General features: G+C 66.8%; 21 protein-coding genes. 6 read left to right on the top strand and 15 right to left on the bottom strand.

The window, feature by feature from the left end:
- Positions 1 to 39: 39 nt before the first annotated feature.
- Entirely contained in the window at positions 40 to 2,538 is a 2,499-nt protein-coding gene (locus OG326_RS01630) for a lysylphosphatidylglycerol synthase transmembrane domain-containing protein (protein WP_327142853.1), read from the bottom strand.
- A gap of 194 nt (positions 2,539 to 2,732) precedes the next feature.
- Here OG326_RS01630 and OG326_RS01625 point away from each other — a divergent pair, with 194 nt between their 5' ends.
- A complete protein-coding gene (locus OG326_RS01625) occupies positions 2,733 to 3,359 on the top strand; it encodes a GDSL-type esterase/lipase family protein (protein ID WP_327142852.1) in 627 nt (208 codons plus the stop codon).
- On the opposite strand, the gene OG326_RS01620 is transcribed toward OG326_RS01625, so the two are convergent.
- Positions 3,336 to 4,805: a threonine/serine ThrE exporter family protein gene (locus tag OG326_RS01620; RefSeq protein ID WP_327142851.1), complete on the bottom strand. Its 1,470-nt coding sequence runs from the start codon at positions 4,803 to 4,805 to the stop codon at positions 3,336 to 3,338. The two genes, OG326_RS01625 and OG326_RS01620, sit on opposite strands and share 24 nt — an antisense overlap.
- Before the next feature lie 277 nt (positions 4,806 to 5,082).
- On the opposite strand from OG326_RS01620, the gene OG326_RS01615 reads away from it, so the two are divergent.
- Positions 5,083 to 6,003: a LysR family transcriptional regulator gene (locus OG326_RS01615; protein ID WP_327142850.1), complete on the top strand. Its 921-nt coding sequence runs from the start codon at positions 5,083 to 5,085 to the stop codon at positions 6,001 to 6,003.
- A gap of 15 nt (positions 6,004 to 6,018) precedes the next feature.
- Positions 6,019 to 6,927, top strand: a complete 909-nt coding sequence (locus OG326_RS01610) for a LysR family transcriptional regulator (RefSeq protein ID WP_327142849.1) — start codon at positions 6,019 to 6,021, stop codon at positions 6,925 to 6,927.
- Positions 6,928 to 6,933: 6 nt separating this feature from the next.
- Here OG326_RS01610 and OG326_RS01605 read toward each other — a convergent pair whose 3' ends face one another.
- Positions 6,934 to 7,824 carry an NmrA family NAD(P)-binding protein gene (locus OG326_RS01605; RefSeq protein ID WP_327142848.1) on the bottom strand — a complete coding sequence of 297 codons (891 nt, stop codon included), beginning with the start codon at positions 7,822 to 7,824 and terminating at the stop codon, positions 6,934 to 6,936.
- Between the two features lie 27 nt (positions 7,825 to 7,851).
- Here OG326_RS01605 and OG326_RS01600 point away from each other — a divergent pair, with 27 nt between their 5' ends.
- A complete protein-coding gene (locus tag OG326_RS01600; RefSeq protein WP_327142847.1) occupies positions 7,852 to 8,328 on the top strand; it encodes a winged helix-turn-helix transcriptional regulator in 477 nt (158 codons plus the stop codon).
- 10 nt (positions 8,329 to 8,338) lie between these two features.
- Here OG326_RS01600 and OG326_RS01595 read toward each other — a convergent pair whose 3' ends face one another.
- The 5 genes from OG326_RS01595 to OG326_RS01575 all read right to left on the bottom strand — a co-directional run bounded on the left by OG326_RS01595 (position 8,339) and on the right by OG326_RS01575 (position 15,083).
- The gene (locus tag OG326_RS01595) at positions 8,339 to 9,934 is read right to left on the bottom strand and encodes a phytoene desaturase family protein (RefSeq protein ID WP_327142846.1); all 1,596 of its coding nucleotides are present in this window, start codon (positions 9,932 to 9,934) and stop codon (positions 8,339 to 8,341) included.
- A 9-nt stretch (positions 9,935 to 9,943) separates the two neighbouring features.
- Positions 9,944 to 11,479, bottom strand: coding sequence for an FAD-binding protein (locus tag OG326_RS01590; RefSeq protein ID WP_327142845.1), 1,536 nt, complete (start codon positions 11,477 to 11,479; stop codon positions 9,944 to 9,946).
- Between the two features lie 87 nt (positions 11,480 to 11,566).
- Positions 11,567 to 12,466 (bottom strand): NADP-dependent oxidoreductase, encoded by a 900-nt coding sequence (locus OG326_RS01585; protein ID WP_327142844.1) that lies wholly within the window; start codon positions 12,464 to 12,466, stop codon positions 11,567 to 11,569.
- 48 nt (positions 12,467 to 12,514) lie between these two features.
- Positions 12,515 to 13,153, bottom strand: a complete 639-nt coding sequence (locus OG326_RS01580; protein WP_327142842.1) for a class I SAM-dependent methyltransferase — start codon at positions 13,151 to 13,153, stop codon at positions 12,515 to 12,517.
- 22 nt (positions 13,154 to 13,175) lie between these two features.
- Positions 13,176 to 15,083 carry a DUF6301 family protein gene (locus OG326_RS01575; RefSeq protein ID WP_327142841.1) on the bottom strand — a complete coding sequence of 636 codons (1,908 nt, stop codon included), beginning with the start codon at positions 15,081 to 15,083 and terminating at the stop codon, positions 13,176 to 13,178.
- A gap of 120 nt (positions 15,084 to 15,203) precedes the next feature.
- Here OG326_RS01575 and OG326_RS01570 point away from each other — a divergent pair, with 120 nt between their 5' ends.
- Both OG326_RS01570 and OG326_RS01565 read left to right on the top strand, forming a co-directional pair.
- The gene (locus OG326_RS01570; RefSeq protein WP_327142840.1) at positions 15,204 to 16,952 is read left to right on the top strand and encodes a penicillin-binding transpeptidase domain-containing protein; all 1,749 of its coding nucleotides are present in this window, start codon (positions 15,204 to 15,206) and stop codon (positions 16,950 to 16,952) included.
- 278 nt (positions 16,953 to 17,230) lie between these two features.
- On the top strand, positions 17,231 to 18,220 hold the full coding sequence (locus OG326_RS01565; protein WP_327142839.1) for an alpha/beta hydrolase: 990 nt from the start codon (positions 17,231 to 17,233) through the stop codon (positions 18,218 to 18,220).
- 6 nt (positions 18,221 to 18,226) lie between these two features.
- Here OG326_RS01565 and OG326_RS01560 read toward each other — a convergent pair whose 3' ends face one another.
- From OG326_RS01560 to rpsF, 7 genes are all read right to left on the bottom strand, one after another.
- A complete protein-coding gene (locus OG326_RS01560; RefSeq protein ID WP_327142838.1) occupies positions 18,227 to 18,844 on the bottom strand; it encodes a cysteine hydrolase family protein in 618 nt (205 codons plus the stop codon).
- A gap of 86 nt (positions 18,845 to 18,930) precedes the next feature.
- Entirely contained in the window at positions 18,931 to 19,923 is a 993-nt protein-coding gene (locus OG326_RS01555) for a GlxA family transcriptional regulator (RefSeq protein WP_327142837.1), read from the bottom strand.
- An 80-nt stretch (positions 19,924 to 20,003) separates the two neighbouring features.
- Positions 20,004 to 21,398 (bottom strand): replicative DNA helicase, encoded by a 1,395-nt coding sequence (gene dnaB / locus OG326_RS01550; protein ID WP_327142836.1) that lies wholly within the window; start codon positions 21,396 to 21,398, stop codon positions 20,004 to 20,006.
- Positions 21,399 to 22,019: 621 nt separating this feature from the next.
- Positions 22,020 to 22,475, bottom strand: coding sequence for a 50S ribosomal protein L9 (gene rplI, locus OG326_RS01545; RefSeq protein ID WP_327142835.1), 456 nt, complete (start codon positions 22,473 to 22,475; stop codon positions 22,020 to 22,022).
- 17 nt (positions 22,476 to 22,492) lie between these two features.
- The gene (rpsR, locus tag OG326_RS01540) at positions 22,493 to 22,744 is read right to left on the bottom strand and encodes a 30S ribosomal protein S18 (RefSeq protein WP_297614015.1); all 252 of its coding nucleotides are present in this window, start codon (positions 22,742 to 22,744) and stop codon (positions 22,493 to 22,495) included.
- A 54-nt stretch (positions 22,745 to 22,798) separates the two neighbouring features.
- Entirely contained in the window at positions 22,799 to 23,380 is a 582-nt protein-coding gene (locus tag OG326_RS01535; protein ID WP_327142834.1) for a single-stranded DNA-binding protein, read from the bottom strand.
- Between the two features lie 107 nt (positions 23,381 to 23,487).
- Complete coding sequence (gene rpsF / locus OG326_RS01530) at positions 23,488 to 23,778, bottom strand: 30S ribosomal protein S6 (RefSeq protein ID WP_297614012.1); 291 nt, start codon at positions 23,776 to 23,778, stop codon at positions 23,488 to 23,490.
- Positions 23,779 to 23,978: the final 200 nt, after the last annotated feature.

Below are 23,978 nucleotides of genomic sequence, written 5' to 3'. Positions count from 1 at the left end.
GGGGTTCGGGGGCGAAGCCCCCGAGAGTTGGAGAGTTCTTTAAATCATGTCGTTGGCGGTGAGCCAGCGCATGATCGGCCAACCGCAGAACACCGGGAGCCAGCAGGTCAGGACCCGGTAGAGCAGGACGGCGGGAACCGCGATGGTGGCGGGGACGCCGAAGGCCGCCAGACCACCGATGAGGGCCGCTTCGACAGCGCCGACACCACCGGGTGTGGGCGCTGCGGAGGCGAGCGTGCCACCGATCATGGTGACAATGGTGACCGTCACGAATCCGGTACTGCCGCCGAACGCTTCGATGCTGGCCCACAGCGCCAGCGCCCCGCCGAGAGTGGTTGTCGCGGAACCGCCCACGATCATCAGCAGCCGCGCCGGGCGCCGGGCCAGATCGCCCAGCTGCGCGACGACCTCCTTGAGCTGCGGCCGCACCTCGGTCCGGATCCAGCGCCGCACAGTCGGCACGAACATGGTCACACCGAGCAGACCCAGCAGCGCGCCCGCCACGAAATACAGCACCGTCGCACTCGGCACGAAGTGCGACAGATTCGTCGAAGCGCCCGCCGCCACACTGAAGAACACCAGCAGCACCAGGTGCACGATGACCTGCACCGTCTGCTGCAGCGCGACCGCCGCGGTGGCGCGCACCGCACCGAGCCCGCCCTTCTGCAGGAACCGCACACTCAGCGCGAGACCACCCACACCCGCCGGGGTGGTGGTCGCGGCAAAGGTATTCGCGATCTGCATGAGCAGCAGCTTGCTGAACTTCACCGCCTCGGAGGCGCACGCCCACAGCGCCATGGCCGCACCGATGTAGGTCAGCGCGGATACCGTGAGTCCCAGTGCGGCCCAGGCCCAATTGGCATTGCGCAGTTCGGAGAAGAAGGTCGGCGAGGCGCTGATATACGGGTAGGCCACGTAGACCAGGCCGATGAGCAGCACCAGCTGAATGATCTGATTGCGCGAGAACCGGGTGATCTTCGCGGCCTCGATCTTGTCCTGACCGGTCTGCGAGGCCACCTCCTCGCGGGTGGTCTTCATCAGCTCGCCCGCATCGGGCACCGCCTTGCGAACCTGTTCCGGCAGCGCGGTTTTGGTCAAACGCCGGGAGGCATTGAGCACCGGCTGCGTGCCCATGACCGCGAGGGCGGTGCGCACGGCGGGCTCGGTGCCGAACAGCGCCGCGGTGGACAGCAGCAGCTGCGCGATATCGGATTCGAATCGCACCTGATAGGCGCCGAATTCGGAGGCCATGAAACCGCCGAACCGCACCTGCCCCTCGACAATTCGAATATCCTCGGCCCGCAGATCGCCATGCGAGATCTGCGCCTGGTGCAGGGTGTCGAGCGCCTGCCACACCTTGGTGAGCATGGGCTCGCCGTCCTCGGCGACCATGGGCCGGCCGCGAGGAACGGTGTGCGCGTACAGCATCCACTTGCGATCCAGCGCCGCCACCGTGAGCGGCTTATTGCTGCCCAGCCCCAGATCGCCGATGGCGATGCCCATCAGCGCCCGGTGTTCGACCGCGCGCCGCATGGAGGCGAACAGGGTCGGATACTCGCTGCTGCGGATGGTGAGCCAGCGGCGCAGCTGCCGTAATGCGCTGCGGCTGCGCTGATTCTGCCCGTACAGCTCGACCGTCAATGTCTGCGCGGGACCGTCGGCCGGTGGGTCGGCCGAGGCGGTAACCGCTTCACCCGCCTTGGGTTTCGATCTGCCCGGCGTGGTTTTCGATCCGCCGCTCGCCGCGGTATCGGATTCGTGCGGGGCCGGTTCGACCTGGGTGGAGGCGGCCGACAGCACCAGCGGACCACGTCCGGCCGGGCGCACGACCTTGAACGCCGTCACCCGGAAACCGCGCTGCGCCAGCACTCGAACGGCCGCGTCGAGCGGGACCTCCAATGCCGGAGTGCCGACCACCAGCACGATGACCGCACCCACCAGCCAGCCGACCGCCAGGCCGAGCAGCGCCCGTGCCGGCACCACGAGACTGACCACCAGGTGAATGGGCACGAAGGCCAGCAGCAGCGTCCACCACCAGCGTCGCCAGGTCGGCGGCAGCCACGGACTCGAGACCGTCAGCCCGGCCGCCAGCATGGCGATCCAGCGCGGATCGTCCAGGAACTGCGAGAGGAACGTATTGACCTGCTGCGCTTCGGACAGATGCCAGCGCGGCGCGGTGAACCCGGTGCCGGTGATGGAGAACAGCAGGACGGCGATCAGACCCGCGGACAGGAAGCCCGCCAGCAGCTTCCACTGGCGATCCCATACCAACCGGACCAGAATGGCCTGCGGCAGCGCCAGAATCGCGATGCCGTACACGACATAGATCAGATTGGACTGTTCCGGCGTCAGGAATCCGATGATGTCGGAGACCGACCGTTCCAGGGCCTCCCACTGCGGCCGCGTGATGAGCGAGCCGGTAATGACAACAGCGGTCAGTAGCGCGGACAGCACGACGCGCAGAATGTCGCTGGTCCGCCGGATCCGCGGCTGCAGCAGGCTGCCGGAGACGGGGATATCCCGTCCGTCGACTCGCATGTCCTATACGCGCTTTCGGATCGTGGGAACGGCTGTGGTCCCATGGTCGGCTCGGGGTGGGTTGCGGCGGTCGGCGGTTCGGCCGACTTTCCAATCCGCCGGTTACCGTAACCCGTCGCGGGCCGGTCGCGGCACGACGCCGCCGCCGGTCCCCGTCCGGCGTGTCTGTTTTCCCTGCGTGCGAGTATTGGTCTGTGGTATCCGATCTCCGTGTCTGCTTTATCGGCGAATCTTTCGTAGCGGGGGTCGGGGACCGGAAATGCCTGGGCTGGGCGGGCCGTCTGGCGGCCCGCGCCATTGCCGCTGGGCAGCCGCTCACCTATTACAACCTGGGTATTCGCCGCGAGAACAGCACCGAGCTCCGGGCCCGCTGGGAAGCCGAGTGCGCGCCGCGACTGCCCGCCGGCGCGGATTGCCGGCTGGTGATCTCCACCGGCGTCAACGACAGCCAGTACGAGAACGGCCGTCCGCGCGTCGATCCCGCGGATTCGGTGGACAATCTCGCGGCAATCCTGCGCCGGGCCCGGGAAAACGGCTGGACGACAATGGTGGTCGCACCGCCGCCGAATGTCGACGAGGACCACAACGACCGCCTGCTGGACCTCGACGCCCGCTTCACGGCGCTGTGCGACAGTGCCGGCGTCCTATATCTGCGTGCGCATCAGCCGTTGCGGGACAATCGCATCTGGATGCGTGAGGTCGCCGCCGTCGACGGTTACCACCCCGACGCACCCGGTTACGACGAATTCGCGGCCCTGCTCGCACCGCACTGGCTGTTGTGGCTGATCGATCCGGACTCAGGGCTCGCGATGGTCCGCTGAATGCTTCCCGGTATCGGGACCGAGGAACTGCTCCACCATCGGCGAGATCTGCGGCGGCCGCTTGGTGGCCAGACCCGAGCCGACCAGCACCCCCATGGCGATGGCCAGCACCGTGAGCGTGGTGGTGACCAGGACGTGCAGCCCGTTCGCATTCGATTGGGTCACCAGCTCCGACACCCCGGTGAGACCGATGCCGCCGGGCACCAGCATCCAGAAGGCGGGCAGGAACGCCACCTGCGTAGGCGGCGCATTTCGATTGCGCTGCACCAGATATGCGGCGGGCACCGCCACCATGCCGCCCAGGAACGAGCCGAGCAGTCCGCCGCCGATCTGCACCCCGAGCTTCTGCGCGAGGAAGGCCGCGTAGAGCACCACCAGTAGCCAGGGCAGCGATTTCGGGGGCGCGCTGGCCCGCCACGAATGTCCGAGGCCGATCAGCAGCACACCGAGAAACGGTGCCCACCAACCCAATTGGTGCATGGTCTCGGGAGTGATCGACGGGTTCGGGCCCAGCATCTGCAGGCCGATGAGAATGCCGAAGGCCAGCAGGATCAGTTTGTTCAGGCCGTAGATGGTGCGACTGGCGCCCGCCACCATCGATCCGGTGGCCAGCTCGATGGAACCATTGGTCAGCGTCGCGCCCGGCAGCAGTGAGGAGACGCCCGGCACCAGCAGCTGCTGTGGATTGCCGCCGCCGATAGCATGCGGAAAACCGAAGGCCAGCAGCGTGACCGAGGCGCCCGCGACCACCGGCAGGCCCAGCGACAGCAGCGGCATGCGGTCCGCGAGCATGATCAGCAGCTGCACCACCAGGCCGATGACGATGTATCCGGGCAGGGCATTGGCCGTCGGATTGAGCATGAGGCCCAGGCCCGTGGTCAGCACCACATTGCCCAGCAGCATGAGCCACACCGCGGTGGGTGGCGGTGAGGCGAGGATCTTCGCGAGTTCGAGTGTGGCCTCGGCAGGCGGCGGCACCGTGTGCTTGATCTCGTCGATCAGCTTGTACAGCGCCGCGATCTGATCCAGCCGCAGTGTCTCCCCATTGGCCTCGAGCAGGTCGACGGCGGTGCCCCGGGAATCGTGCACGCGCACGAAGATTCCGGTGGGCAGGACGAAGAAATGCACCTCGTCGGCGTCGTAGCGCCGGGCCATATCGTCGAGGATGCGCTGCACCTGATTGGTGGTTTCGCCGGAGGAGATGAGCGCGACGCCGAGATGCCGCAGCAGATCGAGTAGATCCGCGGACACGGGCGGTTCGACGGGCGGGGGCGCGTCCTCGGCGGACAGGTCGAGGGGGCTGGCGCTGACGCGGCGCAGCCAGCGGTCCATGGATCCGGCGGCGCGGCGGGTCGCCCCGTAGAGGCGGCCGCTCATCGGGCGCGGAGCCGGGGCGAGCCGGTGCTGCGGTTGATGGTGTTCGGGTTCGGGTTCGGTCGGGTTCACACGCCTCCTGCCTCGCTCGGTGGCCGAATCAGCGTCCTGAAATACAGCAACTTCGTGGCAAATTCACCCTAGCGCGCGAGCAACCGACCGGTCGGTGCCGCAATGGATTTGCGCGCGTCCTGTCCACTGCCCCGGATTTTCCCGACCGTGACGATCCAGACTTTCGGGTGAATCGGCCCTAACATCCGCACTTCACGGCACTCTTCGCAAAGGTCCCAACTGGGACTTCAGGGCCGCGAGCCCGCCCGGAGCGCGGTGGAGGGCAAAATAGAGACCGATGGATATCGACACGCGACTGCTGCGTTACTTCCTGGCGGTCGCGGAGACCGAGTCCCCTCCGCTGGCAGCGCAGCGCCTGCATGTCGCACAGCCCGCGCTGGCCACCCAGATCAAACAGCTGGAACAGCAGATGGGGGTGGAACTGTTCATCCGCTCCCGGGCCGGCTGGACCCTGACCGCCGCCGGAAAGGTGCTCGCCGCGCAGGTGCCCGAACTGCTGGGCGCCTGGGATCGCATTCTGCGCGATACCAAGAGCGATGCCAGCCGCGCGGCCCGCGTGCTGCGCCTGGGCTGCGTCAACAGCGCGGCCGACGGGCACATACCGGAGATCATCCAGGTCTTCCACCGGCTGCATCCGGACTGGCAGGTCGATATCCACCAGGGCGGCTGGACCGACCCCACCGCCGGACTGGACGAGGGTGATGTGGATGTCGCCCTGCTCCGACTACCCTTCCCCGGCCAGGACGGGTATCACGTGCGGGAACTGTTCACCGAACCGCGCTGGATCGCCCTGCCGGACAATCATCCGCTCGCCGAACGCGACGATATCGCCTTCCGGGAGCTGTGGGATGAGCCCTATGTCGCCTCGCCCGCGGAAACCGGGTGGTGGCGCGACTATTGGATGGGCCTGGACTCCCGTCCCGCGGACACCGCCATCATCGGCGCCATCGCCCGCAGTACCGACGAATGGCTGCGGGCCATTGCCAGCGGATACGGCGTCAGCTTCACGCCCGCCTCCACCTCCCGCACCAATCCCTATCCGGGCGTGGTGTTCCGGCCGGTGCACGGCATCGCGCAGACCCGGGTGGCCGTGGTGTGGCCGGACGCCTCCGAGGCGGATCCCATTGTGCGGTACTTCATTCGGTGCTGCACCGACATCATGGGGCAGCAGGCGGGCGACGGCCGCCGGACCTCGTAGCCATAACCTTGAGGTATGGACATCGACACGCGGCTGCTGCGCTACTTCGTCGCCGTCGCGGAGGAAGGGCACGTCACCCGGGCTGCCCAGCGTTTGTACGTGTCCCAGCCCGCCGTGACCAAACAGATCAAACAGCTCGAGCAACAGCTCGGCGTGCAACTGTTCATCCGCACCCGCACCGGTATGACCCTCACCGAACCCGGCCGGGTTTTCGCCGAGCACGCGCCGGTGCTGCTGGCCGGCTGGGAGCATATGCTGCACGCCACCAAGAGTGGCGCCAGCCGGGCGGGCAAGGTGCTGCGGGTGGGCTTCATCGCCAGTGCCGCAAACGAATTCACCCCGGAGATCGTCGCCGCCTTCCGGCGCGCGCATCCGGGCTGGCGGGTCGATATGCGGCAGTTCGGCTGGACCGACCCCAGCGCCGGTCTCGCCGAGGGCGATGTCGACGCCGCGCTGGTCCGGCTGCCCTTCCCCGGCCACGACAACTACCGCAGGCATGAGCTCTTCACCGAACCGCGCTGGCTGGCGCTGCCCGCCGACCATCACCTCGCCGGGTCCGAGGAGATCGAATTCCGGGATCTGTGGGAGGAGCCGTTTGTCGCGTCTCCGCCGGAAAATGGCTGGTGGCGCGACTTCTGGATCGGCGCCGACGCCCGTCCCGCCGCGACCGCCGTCATCGGGGCCATCGCCCGCAATACCGATGAATGGCTCACCGCCATCGCCAATGGCTTCGGCATCAGCTTCACCCCGGCCTCCTCGGCCCGCTACTACCCGCGCCCCGGCATCGTCTACCGCCCGGTGCGCGGTATCGGGCCCAGCCGGGTGGCGGTGGCCTGGCCCGCCGCCTCCGAGAGCAATCCCATGGTCCGCGACTTCATCCGCTGCTGTGCCGAGGTGTGCGCCGCGAATCCCCAGGATGACTGAGCCGCTTCAGTTTCCGATGGTCGCGGGGGTCGTGATCGCGGCGGCGATCTGATCGTGCACGCGGCGCGGCGGCGCCGGAAGCAGTGTGCGCAGATCGCCACCGGCGGCATGCAGGAACCCGGCCTTCAGATTCGAGAAGAGCGAGAGGGTGTGGCCGATCTGATACGGCTGCAGACCGCTGCCGCTCAATCCATTGCGCACATCGGTCAGTGCCATGTCCTGGTACCGGACCGGCCGGCCCAGTGCCGCGCCGAGCGCCTCGGCGATATCGGCCCCGCTGAGCGAATCCACGCCCTCGAGCTCATAGGTGCGCCCGGCATGCCGGTTTCCGGATCCGGCGCGCAGATCCCGATCCGCTTCGGCGGCAACGCGTACCGCGATATCGGCCAGATCCTCCCGGGCCACCACCGAGATGCGGCCGTCGCCGAAGGCCGCGGCGAAAACACCTGTCGCGGCGGTGGATTCGGCGGCGGCGAGCGCCAGGCCGACCGGAACCTCCGTGTACAGGCCGTTGCGTAGCACCGTGACCTCGAAAGGCGCAGCAGCCAAACGGGATTCGGTCCAGCGGTGTGGGACGGCAATGGTCGCCGAGCTCGCCGAACCGGCCAGGCTGGTGTAGATCACATGCCGCACGCCCGCGGCGGTGGCGGCGTCCACGACCGCGCCGTGCCGGGCCAGCACCACATCGTCCTCGGCGTATCCGGCCGAAATGAAGACCAGGACGTCCGCTCCGCGGAAACCCTCCGCGAGGGTGGCGGGATCGTCGAAATCGAGGCGGCGGGTGGTGGTCCCGTCGCCGGAGCTGGATCCCGCGACCACCTCCAGATCGGTCTGCGCGCGCAGCCCTGCCAGCACCAATCCGCCGAGGCTGCCGGAAACGCCCGTCACCAGAATCATTGGGACACTCCTTGCGTTGAGAAGGTCGTGAACTACGACATGGTCGAGCATCCGACGACTGCGCCCACTCGGGAAGAAGGCACTTTGCTGTCACTCACGAACACCGGTGTTACCGCGCAGGTGGCGGAGCCTGTTCCGGAGGGGCCGTGTGGTGATGACAACTGCGGCATCCGCGACACCCTGGACCGGCTGGGTGATAAGTGGACGGTGCTGGTGCTGGTCGAACTACACAAGGGCACACGGCGATTCAGTGAACTGCAGCGCGCGATCCCGGGCATCTCCCAGCGCATGCTGACCCTCACCACCAAGCGGCTGGGGCGCGACGGGTTCCTCGAGCGCACCGCGTATCCGACCATTCCACCGCAGGTCGAGTACCGGCTCACCGATCTCGGCTACAGCCTGGCCGGGGTGGCGGCGGATCTGGCGGACTGGTCGCGCAACCATATGGACGCGGTGAGCGAGGCTCGGGCGAAGTGGGATGCCGAGCACCCCGCGGAGCGGTGATGTCGCGGCGTCAGGCTTCGGTGGACTCGAGTACCGCCATGGCGGCATTGTGGCCGCCGATGCCGCTGACACCACCGCCGCGGACTGCGCCCGCGCCGCACAGCAGGATGTTCCGGTGTGCGGTGGCGACGCCCCAGCGAGCGGCGGGGGAGTTGTCGGATTCCTCTGGAAGGTAGGGGAATTCGAGATCTCGGTGGAAGATGTGGCCGCCGGGGAGGCCGATATCGCGTTCCAGATCGACCGGGGACTTCGCCTCCAGACAGGGGCGGCCGTCGGCGTCGACGGCGAGGCAGTCGCGAAGAGGTTCGGCGAGAACCGAATCCAGTTGGGCGAGTGTGGCATCGACCAGCGCAGCCTTTGTTCCGTCCGGATCGGCGGCGAAAAGTCGTGCGGGGGTGTGCAAACCGAAGAGGGTGAGGGTGTGCATGCCCTGGGCGCGGAGCTCGGGGGCGAGGATCGAGGGATCGGTGAGGGTGTGGCAGTAGATCTCCGCGGGCGGCGCGGACGGCAGCCGGCCGGATGCGGCCTCGCGATAGGCCTGTTCGAGCTGGGTGGCGGATTCGGCGATATGAAAGGTGCCCGCGAAGGCGGCGGCGGGATCGACCCGGGTGTCCCGCAGGCGCGGTAGGCGGCGCAGCAGCATATTGATCTTGAGCTGGGAACCCTCCGGACGTTCCGCGGTCTCGCCGAGCAGCCGCGCCAGTTCGTACGGCGCCGCATTCGCCAGCACCCGGCCCGCCGTGACAGTACCGGTCTCACCGGATGCCATGGTGAAGGCCACTTGCGCTGTGTTGCCATCGGTTTCGATGCCCGCGACCGCACAACCGGTCACGATCTCCGCCCCGGCCGTGCGGGCCGCGGCCGCGAGCGCATCCGTCAGTGCGCCCATACCGCCGACCGGCACATCCCAGTCGCCGGTGCCGCCGCCGATGACGTGATAGAGGAAGCAGCGGTTCTGCAGCAGCGACGGATCGTGCGCATGGGTGAAGGTGCCGATCAGCGCATCGGTGAGGACTACGCCGCGCACGGTGTCGTCGGTGAAGGTCTTCTCGACCCATTCACCCAGTGGGCGTTCGAAGAGCGCGTCCCAGAGCGCGGAATCGGCTACCGTGCGGCGCATTTCGTCCCGTGTCGGCAGCGGTGCGGTCAGGGTGGGAAAGACGCGCTGAGCAAGTCCGGCAGTCTCTGCGTAGAACCGTTGCCACGCAAGAAAATCCGTATCCGAGCCGGTGACCCGCGCGAAACTCTCCCTAGTTCCCGCCTCGGATCCGTTGTCCACCAGCAGCCCGCCCGCACCGACCGGGGTATAGGACGAGATGCGCCGACGCCGAGTCTCGAAGCGCAGCCCCAGATCTCGCACAATCTGCTGCGGCAGCAGACTCACCAGATACGAGTACCGGGACAGGCGTGCGTCCACACCGGGAAATACCCGCGCCGACACCGCCGCACCACCGGTGTGATCCGCACGCTCGAGAACCAGCACCGACCGCCCGGCCCGCGCCAGATAGGCGGCGGCCACCAACCCGTTGTGGCCACCGCCCACCACGACCACGTCATACCGCGCCCGCGCTGGTGTGCTCGATGCTGCCTCGTCGACCGGGCTCATGGATCGACTCTAGCGGGCCGCCATATCCAGTGCCGCCAGGTGGCTGAACAGCACCGATGCGCCGATCGGGTTGCCGCCGCCCGGATAGGTGGTGCCACTCGGCGCGGCCATGGTGTTGCCCGCCGCGTACAGCCCGGGGATGGTGTCACCGGCCTCGTTCAGGACGCGTCCCACCGTGTCGGTGCGCAGCCCGCCCTTGGTGCCCAGATCGGAAATGCCGAAGGCGGCCGCGTGGAACGGTCCCTTCACAATGGGCGCGAGGGGGGACTCGCCATTGGAGAAGGCGCGATCGTAGGCTTCGTCGCCGCGCCCGAAGTCCGCGTCCACCCCGGCCACGGCCTGCTCGTTGAAGCGGGCCACGCTCGCGGTGAGCGCATCCGCGGGCACGCCGATCTTCGCGGCCAGTTCCTCCAGCGTGTCGGCGGTGTGCCAGAGCCCCGCCTCGACGTACTTCTCGGTCTCCACCATCGGCACATTGCTGGCCTTGATCGGCGGCGCCGCACCCTCGGTGTCGTCGTAGATCATCCAGAACGGCAGGCGCACCGAGCCGTCGTTCATCCGGTCGATGATGTCGCGGCCCAGCCGGTCGTACGGCGCGGACTCGTTGACGAACCGCACGCCGGCCTGGTTCACGAAGATGCCGCCGGTGAACCACAGCGCGAAGGCCGCGCGGCCGTCCGGATGGATCAGCCCCGGCGACCACCACGCCTGATCCATGAGATCGGTATCCGCGCCGGCGGCAATGCCCGCCTCGTGCGCCTTACCGACATTTCCCCACGGCCCCATGGTGTCCCGGGCCACGCCGGGCACTCCGTAGCGCTGACGCAGTTCGTCATTGCCCTCGAAACCGCCCGCCGCCAACAGCACTCCCTTGCGGGTGCGGATGGCAACGCGATTGCCGTCGCGCTCGACGATCGCGCCGACCACCGCACCGCCCTCGACCACCAGCTCCACCAGTGCGGTGTGCAGCCGCAGTGACACGCCGGGGTACTTGGCCATGGCCAGCAGGAACCGCCCGACCAGCGCCCGGCCGCCGATGAGATAGTCCGGCTGCGGATCACCGTGCCGGTCGGTGGCGAGCGGTCCGCGGATCGATTCGCTCAGCTCACCCAGTTCGCTCGCGCGCAGGGGAGTGGGAATGATGTGCCGCTTGCCGTCGAGCCGCGCCTTGGGCGCCTTGCCGAAATAGTCGGGCCACGGGAACATCTGGAACGAGATGCTCTCATCGCTCTCGAAATACTCGATCGCTCCCGAACCGCCGCGCACATACGCTTCCTGCAGTTCGGCCGGCGTGCGATCCCCGACCACCGCGCGGTAGTAGGTGAGCGCATCCTCGAGGGTGTCGTCGACGCCGGCCCGCCGCAGCACCGGATTGCAGGGGAACCACATTCCGCCGCCGCCCGAATACGACGTGGTGCCACCGAATTTGTCGGTGGCCTCCACCAGCGTCACCGTCAAACCCTCGCGTGCGGCCGTATAGGCCCCGGCCACACCACCGCCGGAACCGGCGACCAGCACATCGACTTCTTCGTCCCAGTACTCCACCACTTACTCCCTGCTATCGCCTCTGCTCGACGGTAAGCCCAGCGCCGCGGCGATGCACCAGATGTCCCGATGGCCAGGAATCCGCGGTCAGGCGGCCCAGGGCACCAGCACGATCTTGCCGCGCACCCGCCCGGAGGCGCTGAGCTCGTGCGCCGCGGCCACCTCGGCGAGCGGCATGACGCGTTCGACCGTGCTGCGCAGCTGCCCGCGGTCGACCAGCGCCGCCACCGCACGCAGATCGGCGCCGGAGGGGCTGAAGTAGAGGCGGTGATAGCGAGGGTCGTCCAGCGGCACCTCGCCCTGGGCGTCGATCAGGCGGCCGGCGGGGTGCAGGACGGTCAGTGAGCGTTCGGTGTAGTCACCGCCGACCAGGTCGATTACCAGATCCACGGTGGCGATGGTGGTGAAATCGGTTGTCGTGTAATCGATTACCTCGTCCGCGCCGAGTTCGAGCAGGTATTCGTGATTGGCGGCGCGGGCGGTGCCGATCACGTACGCACCCCGCGCCTTGGCGATCTGCACGGCCAGATGGCCCACGCCACCCGCCGCCGCGTGGACCAGAACGCGTTGTCCCGCTTGTACTTCGGTGAGTCCCTGCCAGGCGGTGAGCACCGCGGTCGGCAGGGCGGCGGCGTGCACATGGTCGAGCGTCGCGGGCTTGGGCGCCAGGAAATCCGCCGGGGTGACCACATATTCGGCGTAGGCCCCATTGCGGCTCAGCACCGCGCCGTACACCTCGTCACCGGGCGCGAACTCGGTGACGTCCGCGCCGATCTCCTCGACCACGCCGGATACATCGAGTCCCAGGGTGAACGGCGGTGCGCCCAGTTTGGTGACAATGCCCGCGCGCAGCTTCCAGTCGGCCGCGTTCACCGAGGTGGCGGCCACCCGGACCAGCACCTGGCCGGGGGCCGGGCTCGGCTTCTCGACCTCCACCGTCTCGAGCACCTCCGGGCCGCCGAGGACTCGCTGACTGATCGCCTTCATACCCATGGGTCTTCGCAAGCCGCCCCGGTGGATTTCTATTCCGGGCGATCAGTTCCGGACGGCGAGCACGTAGCCCTGCGGGCCGCGATCATCCGGACGCGGCGCGCGCAGCATGCGGGCTGTCACCCGGAATCCGTTCTCCTCCAGCGCCTCCGCCAAAGTGTCCGGGGCCCAGCGATATCCGGGCGCGACCTTGTGGTCGTAAGCCTGCACACCCCGCGGTTCCTCGGCGGCCTGGAAGCCGAACAGGATATGGCCCTCCGGCCGCAGGACGCGCGCGAACTCGGTCAGGACGGCGGGCACCCGCTCCGGCGGGGTGTGAATGATGGAGTACCAGGCCACGATTCCGCTCAGCGCCGCATCGTCCAGGCTCATCCGCTCCATCGAGCCCTCTTCGAAATGGATATCGGGATGGGCGGCCCGCGCCTGGCGAATCATTTCGGGGGAGAGATCGATTCCGAAGACATTGAGCCCCGCGGCCTTCAGATAGGTCGTCACCCGACCCGGCCCGCAACCGATATCCGCGACCATTCCGGGCTCGGTCTCGTTCACCGACGCGATGAAAACATCGAGCATGGCCCGATCGAACGGATTCGAATCCAGGTGGCTCTTGAACAGATTGGTGTAGAGCTCGGCAACGGCGTCGTAGGCAGCCCGGGTGACAAGGACATCATCGATCTCGGTCATCCCCCGACTCTAGGGGTGCCGGTCAGAAGCCGGTCGAGCCTGTCGACGGCGTGCGCAGGGCATGCTCTTCGCCCTGCGCGTGCACCCGCAGCACGGTGTACGGGCCCATGCGGGTGCGCAGCGGCCAGAGCGCGAACTCCGCGAAACGGCGGAAATCGCGGAAGAGCGCGGGGCGGTAGAGGCCGTGCCGCCATACGGGGCGGCCGGTCGCGGGACGCTGCCAGCCGTTCGTGCGCATGAGCTCGGTGGTGCGCGGATGCAGGCCCAGACCGGCCTCCGCATCCAGGGTGACCCGCAGGCCGTCCGCATCACGGAGGAAGGTCGCGCAGCCGCGATCACCGGCGTCTATGGTCACCTCGGCGTTTTCCGGCAGATCGGCGACCAGGGCCGACAGATCGTCGAAGAACTGCCGCCACTCGCGCTCGGCGGCCCGGCGCGCTGTCTGCTGCTGTTCGAGGATCAATTGCCGTTCGCGCTCAGCGGGATTCACCAGGTACAGCTCGACGGTATCGCCCACCGCCGCGACTCCGAGCGCCAGCCGCCGGGTGGACCAGACCGGGCCGTGCGTACGCCAGAGCGTGCCGTGCACGGGTGCGCCCAGCTCGGTGCGCAGGCCGTCCACCGCCCGGGTGACGGCCGCGGTCAATTGATCGCGCACCTCGGCGGGCGGGCCCTCCTCGTACAGCTGTGATTCGATGCTGTCGCTGAGGGTGATGCAGACCGACTCCAAACGGTCACCGTCACAACAGAATCGGGCCCGAGCGCCATCGATGCGCAGTTCGGTCCGCACCCACACCACGCGGTCCGCCGGGCCGGGTTCGTCCTGCAGCTTCCAGCCGAAGCGTTCGGCGAAACCGTCGATATCCGCGCGCGTCCAGGTCCAGGCGAATTCCCTTGCGGCACGGGCGATATCGATGCCGCTCGGGACATCCACCCGCAGCGGTCCGATATCGAAGCCGTACGGGGCATTGCTGCGCAGGAATTCGGCGCGCTGCGTTCGAGAGGTCGGATGCGGTGGAATGCCCAGTGCGGTGAGGGGCAGATCCTCGCCGCCCTCCACCCAGGCGTCGACCACCAGATCGGTGACCGCCTGCACGTCCAGCGTGCGGAGCGCCTCCACGGCGCCCGCGGCAAAATGACTCATAGCGGTGCGCCCGGCATTCCGGGGTAGTGTGCGCCACCAGTTCGAATCCTCGGTGGGCGACCAGCCCTGTGCCTCCAGCGATTTCCCGACATCATCGCCGTATCGCCAAGTGGGGTCGATGAATTCGCTGCGACTCAATTCGCTGGTCAGTTCGCGCTCCTCGACCGCGAACTGTACGTACCGCCCGCCGGGTGCGGTGACGACCACCCGCGCATCGGTCGGGAGCGTCTCCAGATATCCGGCCAGATCCTCCGAGAACCGTCCCCACCCGCCCATTGCGGTTCGCCGCCGGGCGCCGTCGTGCCGCCGGTCCATCCAGAATCGCTGATCCACCGGGTTCACCAGCATGAGATCGACGGTGTCGGGGCCCAGGGCCAGTCCCACCACCAGATTCGGCAGAATCCAGGCCGGTCCGTCTTCTGGTCCCGCGCCGTGCTCGGGGTCGCCGAGCTCCTTCGTAATGGCATCGCGCACCTGAATCATGGCCTCGGCGAGCAGTTCCGGGCTGCCGAGTCCGTTCGGCGCCGGGCAATCGGAGACCGGCACCCGCACATAGTGCAGCCGCCGACCGCTGCCCCAGAACATGGCCGAGTCCCACCACACCCGCAGCCCGGTGCGCGAGAAGACCGCGCCGCGCCGCATGGTTCCCACGGGTTCCGGTGTCTGCCAGCCCACCCGGCGCGCGAAACTGCGGATATCCGTCGGATCCCAACTCCACCCGAACCCCACCGCGACCTTGACGATCCCGACCGCGCCCGCACTGTCCACCCGAACCTCGAAACCCACCCCGCGACCCTAGCTCTGCCCGTCGCGGCGGGGTACCACGTTCACGCGCCCAGTTCCGTGCCCGGGCCTGCCGTGGCGGGTAGCGTCGGGACGATGCGGACGGGAACGAGACTCCTCGGAATGGTTATCGCATCGGGACTGGCCCTGACGGCCTGCTCCAGCGGCGGCTCGACGGCCGATCGAATGAAGCAGGCGGCGAACGGTTTCGCCGATGCGCTGACCCGTGATGACGTCGCCGCCGCGGCCGGCGCGACGACCGATGCGAAACAGGCCACCGACAGTCTCGGCGGGCTCTACGACGCCCTCGGCAAGCAGGTGAAATACCAGGTCAGCAATGTTCAGAAGACCGACGCCGGCGGCACCTTCACCCTCGCCGCCGATTGGAAACTGGGCAAGGACGGCCATAACGAGTGGACGTACTCCACCACCGGCACGCTCGATGACACCGGCGACGGCTGGAAGGTGCACTGGAACCCGGCCACCGTCGCACCCGGGCTCGATATCGGGCCGCTGTCCTACGGACCCGTCGATCCGGCACCGGCGGCCCGCGTGCTCGACAGCACCGGCGGCGAATTCATGAGCCAGCAGATCGTCACGCTGGTGAATCTCGCTCCCGGCGCGGATACCGCGGCCGTGGCGGGACTGCTGCATGCGGCGGCGCCCGATGTCACCGCCGCCTCGCTGACCTCGGAACTGGCTGGCGCGCAGGGTAAACCGATTACGGCCGTGACGCTGCGACCGGCGGATATCGCACCTATCCAGGATGCGCTCACCGCACTGCCGAATGTCACGCTGGCGCCGCAGACGCGCCTGCTCACGACCGATAAATCCCTCTCCTCGCCGGTGTGGTCCGGGCTCTCCGATCTCTGGCAGCAGGATGCCGACGCCGCCGCCGGCTGGGCCGTGCGGGCACGGGGCACCGACGGCAGCACCCAGCGCGTGGGTGGGCAGGATGCCAAGGCCGTCACCGATATTCACACCACGCTGGACCCGGCGCTGCAGCGTGCCGCCGAGGCGGCGCTGGTTCCGATCCCGCAGGCCGCCGCGATCGTCGCGCTGCAACCGTCCACCGGAAACGTGCTGGCCATCGCACAGAACGGCCCGGCCGACGATCAGGGGCCGCTCGCTCTCACCGGGCTCTACCCGCCCGGGTCGACCTTCAAGACGGTCACTGTTTCGGCGGCCCTGCAATCGGGTGCGGTGACCCCGGATACCGTGCTCGCCTGCCCCGGTACCGAGAACATCGAAGGCCGGCAGATCCCCAATGACAACAACTTCGACCTCGGACAGGTCCCGCTGCACACCGCCTTCGCCAAATCCTGCAACACCACCATGGGGCGGCTGGCGGTGAATCTCGCTCCCGATGCGCTCACCACCGCGGCCATGCAGCTCGGCCTGGGCGTCGACTACACGACACCCGCACTGACCACCGTCACCGGCAAGGTTCCCGGTGCCGATACCGCCGCGCTCCGCGTGGAGGAGGGCATCGGGCAGGGGCAGGTCACCGCGAGTCCCTTCGGTATGGCCATGGTCGCCGCCGCGCTGGCGCACGGGTCGGCCCCGAATCCGGCGCTCGTGCAGGGGCGCCCCGGGGTGCCCGGCAAGGTGCCGCCCGCGCTGCCGCCGACGATCGCGGATCAGGTGAAAACCATGATGCGAGAGACGATTACCGGCGGGACCGCGACTCAGCTGGCCGATATTCCGGGCCTGCTCGGCAAGACCGGCACCGCCGAATTCATCGATGACAAACATGCGCACGGCTGGTTCGTGGGTATCTCCGGCGATCTCGCCTTCGCCGTATTCATCAACGACGCAGGTAGTTCCACGCCTGCCGTCGATGCCGCAGGTCGCATGCTGCGCGCGCATTGAGCGTCCGCAGCGATCGACTGGACGTGTGCCGCATCACATAGTTGGGTGGCTATTTTCTAGCAACGAATTCTCGTTCGTGAGCGATAGGTACTTCGAGCGGGCGTGAGGACAGCAACTGCCGCTGTTCGCACGCCCGCTTGTACCGGTTCGGGGACCGGTTCCGGACAGTCCTGCGGTGTTGTGACCGCTCGAACGAGAGGAACCGATCGTTGAGATCGCTTCGCGGTAGATCGAATTCGTCCGAGTCCACCGGGAGCTGGCTCCGGCGGACGGTACTGATGGTGGCATTGGCGCTGGTCGTGCCCCTGGGGACGGTCGCCCTCGGCGGTGCGAAGGCCTCGGCGGCATTCAATCCGGCCGCCTTCGACTTCTGGGTCGACTCACCCGCCATGGGGCCCATCAAGACTCGCGTATTGCGCGCCGCGGACGGCAATACCAACCGTGTCGTGTACGCGCTCGACGGTATGCGCGCCGGTGAAGGCCTCAACGGCTGGGAGATCGAGACGAATGTCGCCGAGACCCTGGCGAGCTGGAATATCAATGTGGTCATGCCGGTGGGTGGTCAGTCCAGCTTCTATACCGATTGGAACGCGCCCAGCGAATTCTTCGGCATCCCAGCGGGAACCGGCTCGGCCAACACTGGATCCGGTGCCACCGACTCGCTTTCGGGCGGACCAGGTAAGAGCTACCGCTACACCTGGGAAACTTTCCTGACCCAGGACCTGCGCTCGGCCCTGCGAGATCGACTGGGCTTCAATCCCACTCGCAACGGCATCTTCGGCCTGTCGATGGGTGGCAGTGCCGCCCTCACGCTCGCCGCCTATCACCCTGATCAATTCAGCTTCGCCGGTTCGTACTCCGGCTACCTCAATATCTCCGCACCCGGAATGCGCGAAGCCATCCGCCTGGCCATGATCGACGCCGGCGGCTACAACGTCGACTCCATGGCTCCGCCGTGGGGTCCGCAATGGCTGCGCATGGATCCCTTCGTCTTCGCCCCGCAGTTGGTCGCCAACAACACTCGCGTCTACGTGGCCGCGGCCAGCGGCCGACCCACCGCCAACGACGGCCCGAATATGGGCACCGTGAACGGTATGGCCCTGGAAGCGCTGGCACTGGTCAATACCCGCGCCTTCCAGGTCCGCATGGCCACCCTCGGCGCCGCCAATATCACCTACTCGTTCCCCGAATACGGGATCCACGCGTGGAACAACTGGCAGGACGAGGCCTATCGAATGCTGCCCGATCTCTCCGCCAGTATCGGCTGACCACCGTCAGTTCGGGATGGCATCGACCGTCGGGACGACCGTGCCGAACAGATCGGTGATCGTCGTCAGACTCGCGGCCTGCAGGGCGGCGGCGGGCAGGATGCTGCCATCCGGCGCGGTGAGCGCGCGCGTCGCCGTGGTCTCGGCGACGACGGTCGGCCGGTAACCGAGGTTGAACGCGCCCTGGGCGGTGAACGTGACGCACATATGGGTCATGAAACCGGCGAGCAGCAGATCGCCGTCCGGGGCAATGTTGAAGTCCTGCAGCACTTTCCGCAGCTCGGTCGCGTGGAAGGAGTCGGGGAACTCCTTGATCACCACCGCTTCTCCGGGCAGCGGGGCGACCTCGTCGCTGATGGCGCCGATCCGGGCGCGAATGTCGTACGGGGTGTCCACGCCGCCGTCGTTGAGGATGTGGATAACCGGAATGCCCGCGGCCCGTGCACGTTCCAGTAGTCGCGCGCCCGCCACGAGCGCTTCCTCGGCGCCTTCCAGAGCCATTACGCCGGTGCGATAGGTGTTCTGGTAATCGATCAGGATCAACGCCGACTCGCTCAGGCGCGGCGGCTGATTGTCCAGGCCGATCACATCGCGCAGGCTCGTGGACGGGGTGGTTGTGCTCATCAGGGGTCCTCTCCTAGGGAAATTGGGGTACAGCAAATCCGCATCGCGCACGTATCCGTGCGAGATGCTCAGTGAGACAGGTAATTTCAGGCAGGCTGAGTTCGGAACCGGCGGCGATAGGCGGCCGGGGTGGTGGCAAGCTGCCGCTGGAAGGCGCGGTGCAGCGTCTCGGCAGCGCCGAAACCCGCAACCGCCGCAACCTGATCCAGCCGAAGGTCGGTGCTCTCCAGAAGCCGGCGCGCAGCCTCCACCCGCGCCGCTTCCACATAGTTGGTGGACGAAGTACCGGTCTCCTGCTTGAACACCCGCGCAAAGTGCCGCTCGCTCAAGCACATTCGAGCAGCCAGCACAGGCGCAGCCAGGTCCTCGTCGAGATGCTCGGCAATCCAGAGCCGCAGTTCATCGATATCCCGCCGACCGGAAGCAGGCCGACTCATCGGCACCGAGAACTGACTCTGCCCACCCTGCCGCTTGAGATACATGACGAGCTGCCGGGCAACCCCCAACGCCAACTCCTCACCGTGATCCTCCGCAACCAGCGCCAACGCCAAATCCAAACAGGCACTGATCCCCGCCCCCGTCCACAACCGCCCCCGATCGGCCCGCACGAAAATCGGATCCGGATCAACAGTCACCGCCGGATGGTCGAAAGCCAGCTGGGCAGCCGTCGACCAATGTGTAGTAGCCGTCTTCCCATCCAGCAATCCCGCCGCCGCCAGCACATGCGCACCCACACACACCGAAGCCACCCGCCGAGCATGCGGTGCAGTAACCCGCACCCACTCCACAACGTCAGCATCGATCCGAGCGACGGGCCCATGCTCGGTCAGATCGACAGCTCCGGGCACCAGCATGGTGTCCACCCGCGCGCCGACCTCACCAAACGCCACATCGGTCAGCAGCCGCACCCCAGCCGAAGTCCGAACCACCCCCGCCACCGGCCCAGCCAACCGAACCTCATACAGCTCCCGACCCCCACTCTCACTGTTGGCCAGCGCAAACACCTCAGCCGGACCAGTGACATCAAGCAGATCGACATCAGGAAAGACCGCGATAACAACACGATGCGGAGAGGCCATGCCCCCATCCTCTCCAACCCACCACATGTCCGCAATGACGATTAACCGTCACATTCGGACACGATCCTTCCGGGCTGCGATCAGCCGCGCGCCATATCGACGAACCGGCTCAGGTGCAGCTGATGTGCCACGGTAATAGTGGCGGTGGGGCCATTTCGGTGTTTACCGACAATGAGGTCGGCTTCGCCACCGCGAGGGTCATCTCTTTCGAATGCATCAGGGCGATGCAAGAGGATAACCATGTCCGCATCCTGTTCGAGCGAGCCCGATTCGCGGAGATCGGAAACCATCGGCCGCTTATCGGTGCGCTGTTCGGGACCACGGTTCAACTGACTGATGGCAATAACCGGAACTTCCAATTCCTTCGCCATCAGTTTGAGGCTTCGGGAGAATTCCGAGACTTCTTGCTGGCGGGATTCGACCTTCTTGCCCGAGCTCATGAGCTGCAGATAGTCGACCACGATCAGGCGGATGTCATTGCGCTGCTTGAGCCGACGAGCCTTGGCGCGGATCTCCATCATAGTGAGGTTCGGCGAATCATCCACGAAGAGCGGCGCCTCACTGATTTCGCTCATGCGGCGGGCGAGCCGTGTCCAATCGTCGTCGCTCATGCGACCCGAACGCATATCGGCGAGTTTGATTTTCGCCTCGGCCGATAGTAGGCGCATGACGATTTCCGTGCGGCTCATTTCCAGGGAGAAAATAACGCTCGCCAAGCCATTCTTGATCGAGCAACTCCGCATGAAATCCATTCCCAGCGTGGATTTGCCCACGCCGGGTCGGGCCGCGACGATGATCATCTGGCCCGGGTGTAGGCCGTTGGTTAGTTCGTCGAGTTCGGTGAAGCCGGTGGGGACGCCGAGGGAGATGCCGCCGCGGCTGGCGATGGAGTCGATTTCGTCCATCGTGGGCTGGAGGAGTTCTTCCAGGGGGAGGAAGTCTTCGCTGGAGCGGCGTTCGGTGACTTCGTAGAGTTCGGCTTGGGCGCGGTCTACGACTTCGGCCACGTCCTGGCCGTCGGCGCCGGCGTAGCCGTACTGGACGATGCGGGTGCCGGCTTCGACCAGGCGGCGCAGGATCGCCTTCTCCGCAACGATTTCGGCGTAGTAGCCGGCATTGGCCGCGGTGGGGACCGTTTGGGTCAGGGTGACGAGGTAGGGGGGTCCGCCGATGCGCTTGAGTTCGCCGCGTCGGTCGAGGGTGGCGGAGACGGTCACCGGGTCGGCGGGTTCGCCGCGGCCGTAGAGATCCAGGATGGCGTCGTAGATGGCCTGGTGCGCGGGACGGTAGAAATCGCCGGGGCGGATGACCTCGATGACATCGGCAATGGCGTCCTTGGACAGCAGCATGCCGCCCAGCACCGACTGCTCCGCGGCCATATCGTGCGGAGGCTGGCGGCCGAAATCCTCACCGGGCGCCTCGCGGTACTCCGAAGGTCCGTGCTCATCGTGGCCGCGATCGTCGACGACTGCCATGTCGACCGTCCTCTCTCGTCCGGCCCGGATGCGACATCACCGTTTCTACGCCTGTGCACCGACACTTTCGGGCAGCGACGCGTCGCTACCGGCGGATATCGGCAAACCGGTGGTGCCGTGTGGTGGGTGTCGGGAATCGTGCCGTCCCCGGGGCTGTGGTCACGACAATGATGCGAACCTAGGCGACCGGACAGGCACCCGCCAAACCGAGCTGTGGATACACCTGTGGACAAAGTGGGTGTTGTTCACCAACCGTTGTGCACCCCCTGTGCATAACGTGGGGACAACAATCGGCCGGGTCCATCAACACCCAGGTAGTGGGCCATTTCTCAGTGAACGCAACTGTGGATCAAATTGGTCCGGCGTGTCGCTGGACGTCCACCTTCGGGCGTGTTGAGTGAACGGCATTCGTCAGGCATGTGACCTGCTACACAATGCGAATGGTTGGTTTGCTTTGTCATACACACCCCGGGCGAACACTCCGAAGCACGCATGGCGATGCCCCACGAGCACAACTCGCGAGGCGAAATAGGCAATACCTGGCAAACCTATACCGGACAGACAGAATCGGAGGCCACCCACGCACCTAGGTGCGAAGATGGCCTCCGCTCTCGGGCCGAATTACTCGGCGCCGTTGACCTGCAGGTCGAACTTGGCAGCCACATCGGGGTGCAGGTGCACCACGACATTGTGCTTGCCGGTGCTCTTGATGTGAGCCTTCGGCAGCTCGATGCTGCGCTTGTCGACGACCGGGCCGCCGGCAACCTTGATGGCTGCCGCGACGTCGGCGGTGGTGACCGAACCGAAGAGCTTGCCGGTGCCGGCGGTCTTCACCGACAGCGCCACGCCCGTCAGGCCTTCGATGGCCTGCTTCAGCTCGTTGGCGTGATCCAGGTCGCGCACCTTGCGCGCGTCCTGGGCACGACGGATGCCCGCAACCTGCTTCTCGGCACCGCGGGTGGCGGAAATCGCCAGTCCGCGGGGGAGCAGGAAGTTACGGCCGTAACCGTCCTTGACCTCAACGGTGTCGCCGGGCGCACCGAGGTTGTCAACATCAGCAGTCAGGATCAACTTCATTGCTGTGTCTTCCCTTCTCAGCGAGCCGTGGACACGTAAGGCAGCAGAGCCACCTCACGGGAGTTCTTGACGGCTACGGCAATGTCGCGCTGGTGCTGCACGCAGTTGCCGGTCACACGACGTGCGCGGATCTTGCCGCGATCGGACACGTACTTGCGCAGCAGCGCGGTGTCCTTGTAGTCGATGTTGACGCTGCCGGTCTTTGCTTCCTTGCAGAAGGCGCAAGCCTTCTTCTTCAGCACCTTCTCGCGTGCCGGTGCTTTGGCCATGGGTTTTACTCCGTAATCCTGGGGGAGCCGGTGGCTCCCTGCGAATGCCGTTGTCTAGAACGGCGGTTCATCGTCCATCTGCTGCCCGCCCCCGAAGGAGCCGGCCGCGGGCGCACTGCCCCACGGGTCGTCGCCGGCACTCTGGCCGCCACGACCTCCGCCACTGCCACTGTTTGCACCGCCGCCGGAGAAACCTCCGCCGCCGCCCTGACCGCCGCCCCCCTGGGGAGCGCCGCCGCCGCCCGCGAAACCTCCGCCGCCACCGCCACGGGTGGTTTTGTTGATCTTCGCGGTCGCGTACTTCAGGGACGGACCGACCTCTTCGACCTCGAGTTCGACGACTGTGCGCTTCTCACCCTCGCGGGTTTCATAGGAGCGCTGCTTCAGCCGTCCACTCACGATCACCCGAGATCCACGGGTCAGGCTCTCGGCGACATTTTCCGCAGCTTCTCGCCAGATGTTGCAGCGCAAGAAAAGCGCTTCGCCGTCTTTCCATTCATTGGTATTACGGTCGAACACACGGGGAGTCGACGCGACCGTGAAGTTCGCGACGGCCGCTCCCGCGGGCGTGAATCGAAGCTCGGGGTCAGCCGTCAAGTTTCCGATGACGGTGATGACCGTGTCGCCTGCTGCCATGGTTCCTCCTGCTATATCCGGTGCAGTCCGCAGTGCACTCGCCTGTTGGCAGTCAGCCTAGAGATACAGACCGACGCTGTGTGAGCGCACATGCGGGAGGACAGGACCTACTTCTTGCCGAGCCGCAGCACCTTGGTGCGCAGCACCGACTCGTTCAGTCCCAGCTGGCGATCGAGTTCGCTGACCGTGGCGGACTCGGCGGTCAGCTTGACCACCGCGTAGATGCCTTCGGCCTGCTTGGCGATCTCGTAAGCGAGACGACGCTTGCCCCAGATGTCGACGTTGTCGACCTTGCCGCCTTCCTGACCAACCACGCCGAGCATGGTGTTCAGGTTCGGGCCAACGGTGCGCTCGTCCAGGCTCGGATCGAGGATAACCATCACTTCATAATGACGCACGGACCTCATCACCTCCTATGGGCTTAAACGGCCATGGACGATCCATGGCAGGAGGGTTCGTTGCGTCAGCAACCCGCCAAGGCTACATGACCTGCTCTGAGCAGCGAAATCCACCTGCTCGCCGACCAAAGGAAGCCGCTGACCGGGCGTGGCCCCTAGGGTGGGGGCCATGTCGAACCGACCCGTCACCACTGTGCCGG

This window comes from Nocardia sp. NBC_01327, from assembly GCF_035958815.1.
Lineage (GTDB): Bacteria > Actinomycetota > Actinomycetes > Mycobacteriales > Mycobacteriaceae > Nocardia.
Note: the sequence above shows the minus strand (reverse complement) of the source record. Positions and strands in the feature narration are given on the sequence as shown.

Bases quoted from the DNA above. Each gene is read 5' to 3' on its own strand.
- OG326_RS01570 (WP_327142840.1), top strand. From the start codon at position 15,204: ATGGTTATCGCATCGGGACTGGCCCTGACGGCCTGCTCCAGCGGCGGC.
- OG326_RS01580 (WP_327142842.1), bottom strand. From the start codon at position 13,153: ATGACCGAGATCGATGATGTCCTTGTCACCCGGGCTGCCTACGACGCC.
- dnaB (WP_327142836.1), bottom strand. From the start codon at position 21,398: ATGGCAGTCGTCGACGATCGCGGCCACGATGAGCACGGACCTTCGGAG.
- OG326_RS01630 (WP_327142853.1), bottom strand. From the start codon at position 2,538: ATGCGAGTCGACGGACGGGATATCCCCGTCTCCGGCAGCCTGCTGCAG.
- OG326_RS01555 (WP_327142837.1), bottom strand. From the start codon at position 19,923: ATGGCCTCTCCGCATCGTGTTGTTATCGCGGTCTTTCCTGATGTCGAT.
- OG326_RS01615 (WP_327142850.1), top strand. From the start codon at position 5,083: ATGGATATCGACACGCGACTGCTGCGTTACTTCCTGGCGGTCGCGGAG.
- OG326_RS01535 (WP_327142834.1), bottom strand. From the start codon at position 23,380: ATGGCAGCAGGCGACACGGTCATCACCGTCATCGGAAACTTGACGGCT.
- rplI (WP_327142835.1), bottom strand. From the start codon at position 22,475: ATGAAGTTGATCCTGACTGCTGATGTTGACAACCTCGGTGCGCCCGGC.
- OG326_RS01565 (WP_327142839.1), top strand. From the start codon at position 17,231: ATGGTGGCATTGGCGCTGGTCGTGCCCCTGGGGACGGTCGCCCTCGGC.
- OG326_RS01595 (WP_327142846.1), bottom strand. From the start codon at position 9,934: ATGAGCCCGGTCGACGAGGCAGCATCGAGCACACCAGCGCGGGCGCGG.
- OG326_RS01610 (WP_327142849.1), top strand. From the start codon at position 6,019: ATGGACATCGACACGCGGCTGCTGCGCTACTTCGTCGCCGTCGCGGAG.
- OG326_RS01605 (WP_327142848.1), bottom strand. From the start codon at position 7,824: ATGATTCTGGTGACGGGCGTTTCCGGCAGCCTCGGCGGATTGGTGCTG.
- rpsR (WP_297614015.1), bottom strand. From the start codon at position 22,744: ATGGCCAAAGCACCGGCACGCGAGAAGGTGCTGAAGAAGAAGGCTTGC.
- OG326_RS01585 (WP_327142844.1), bottom strand. From the start codon at position 12,466: ATGAAGGCGATCAGTCAGCGAGTCCTCGGCGGCCCGGAGGTGCTCGAG.
- OG326_RS01560 (WP_327142838.1), bottom strand. From the start codon at position 18,844: ATGAGCACAACCACCCCGTCCACGAGCCTGCGCGATGTGATCGGCCTG.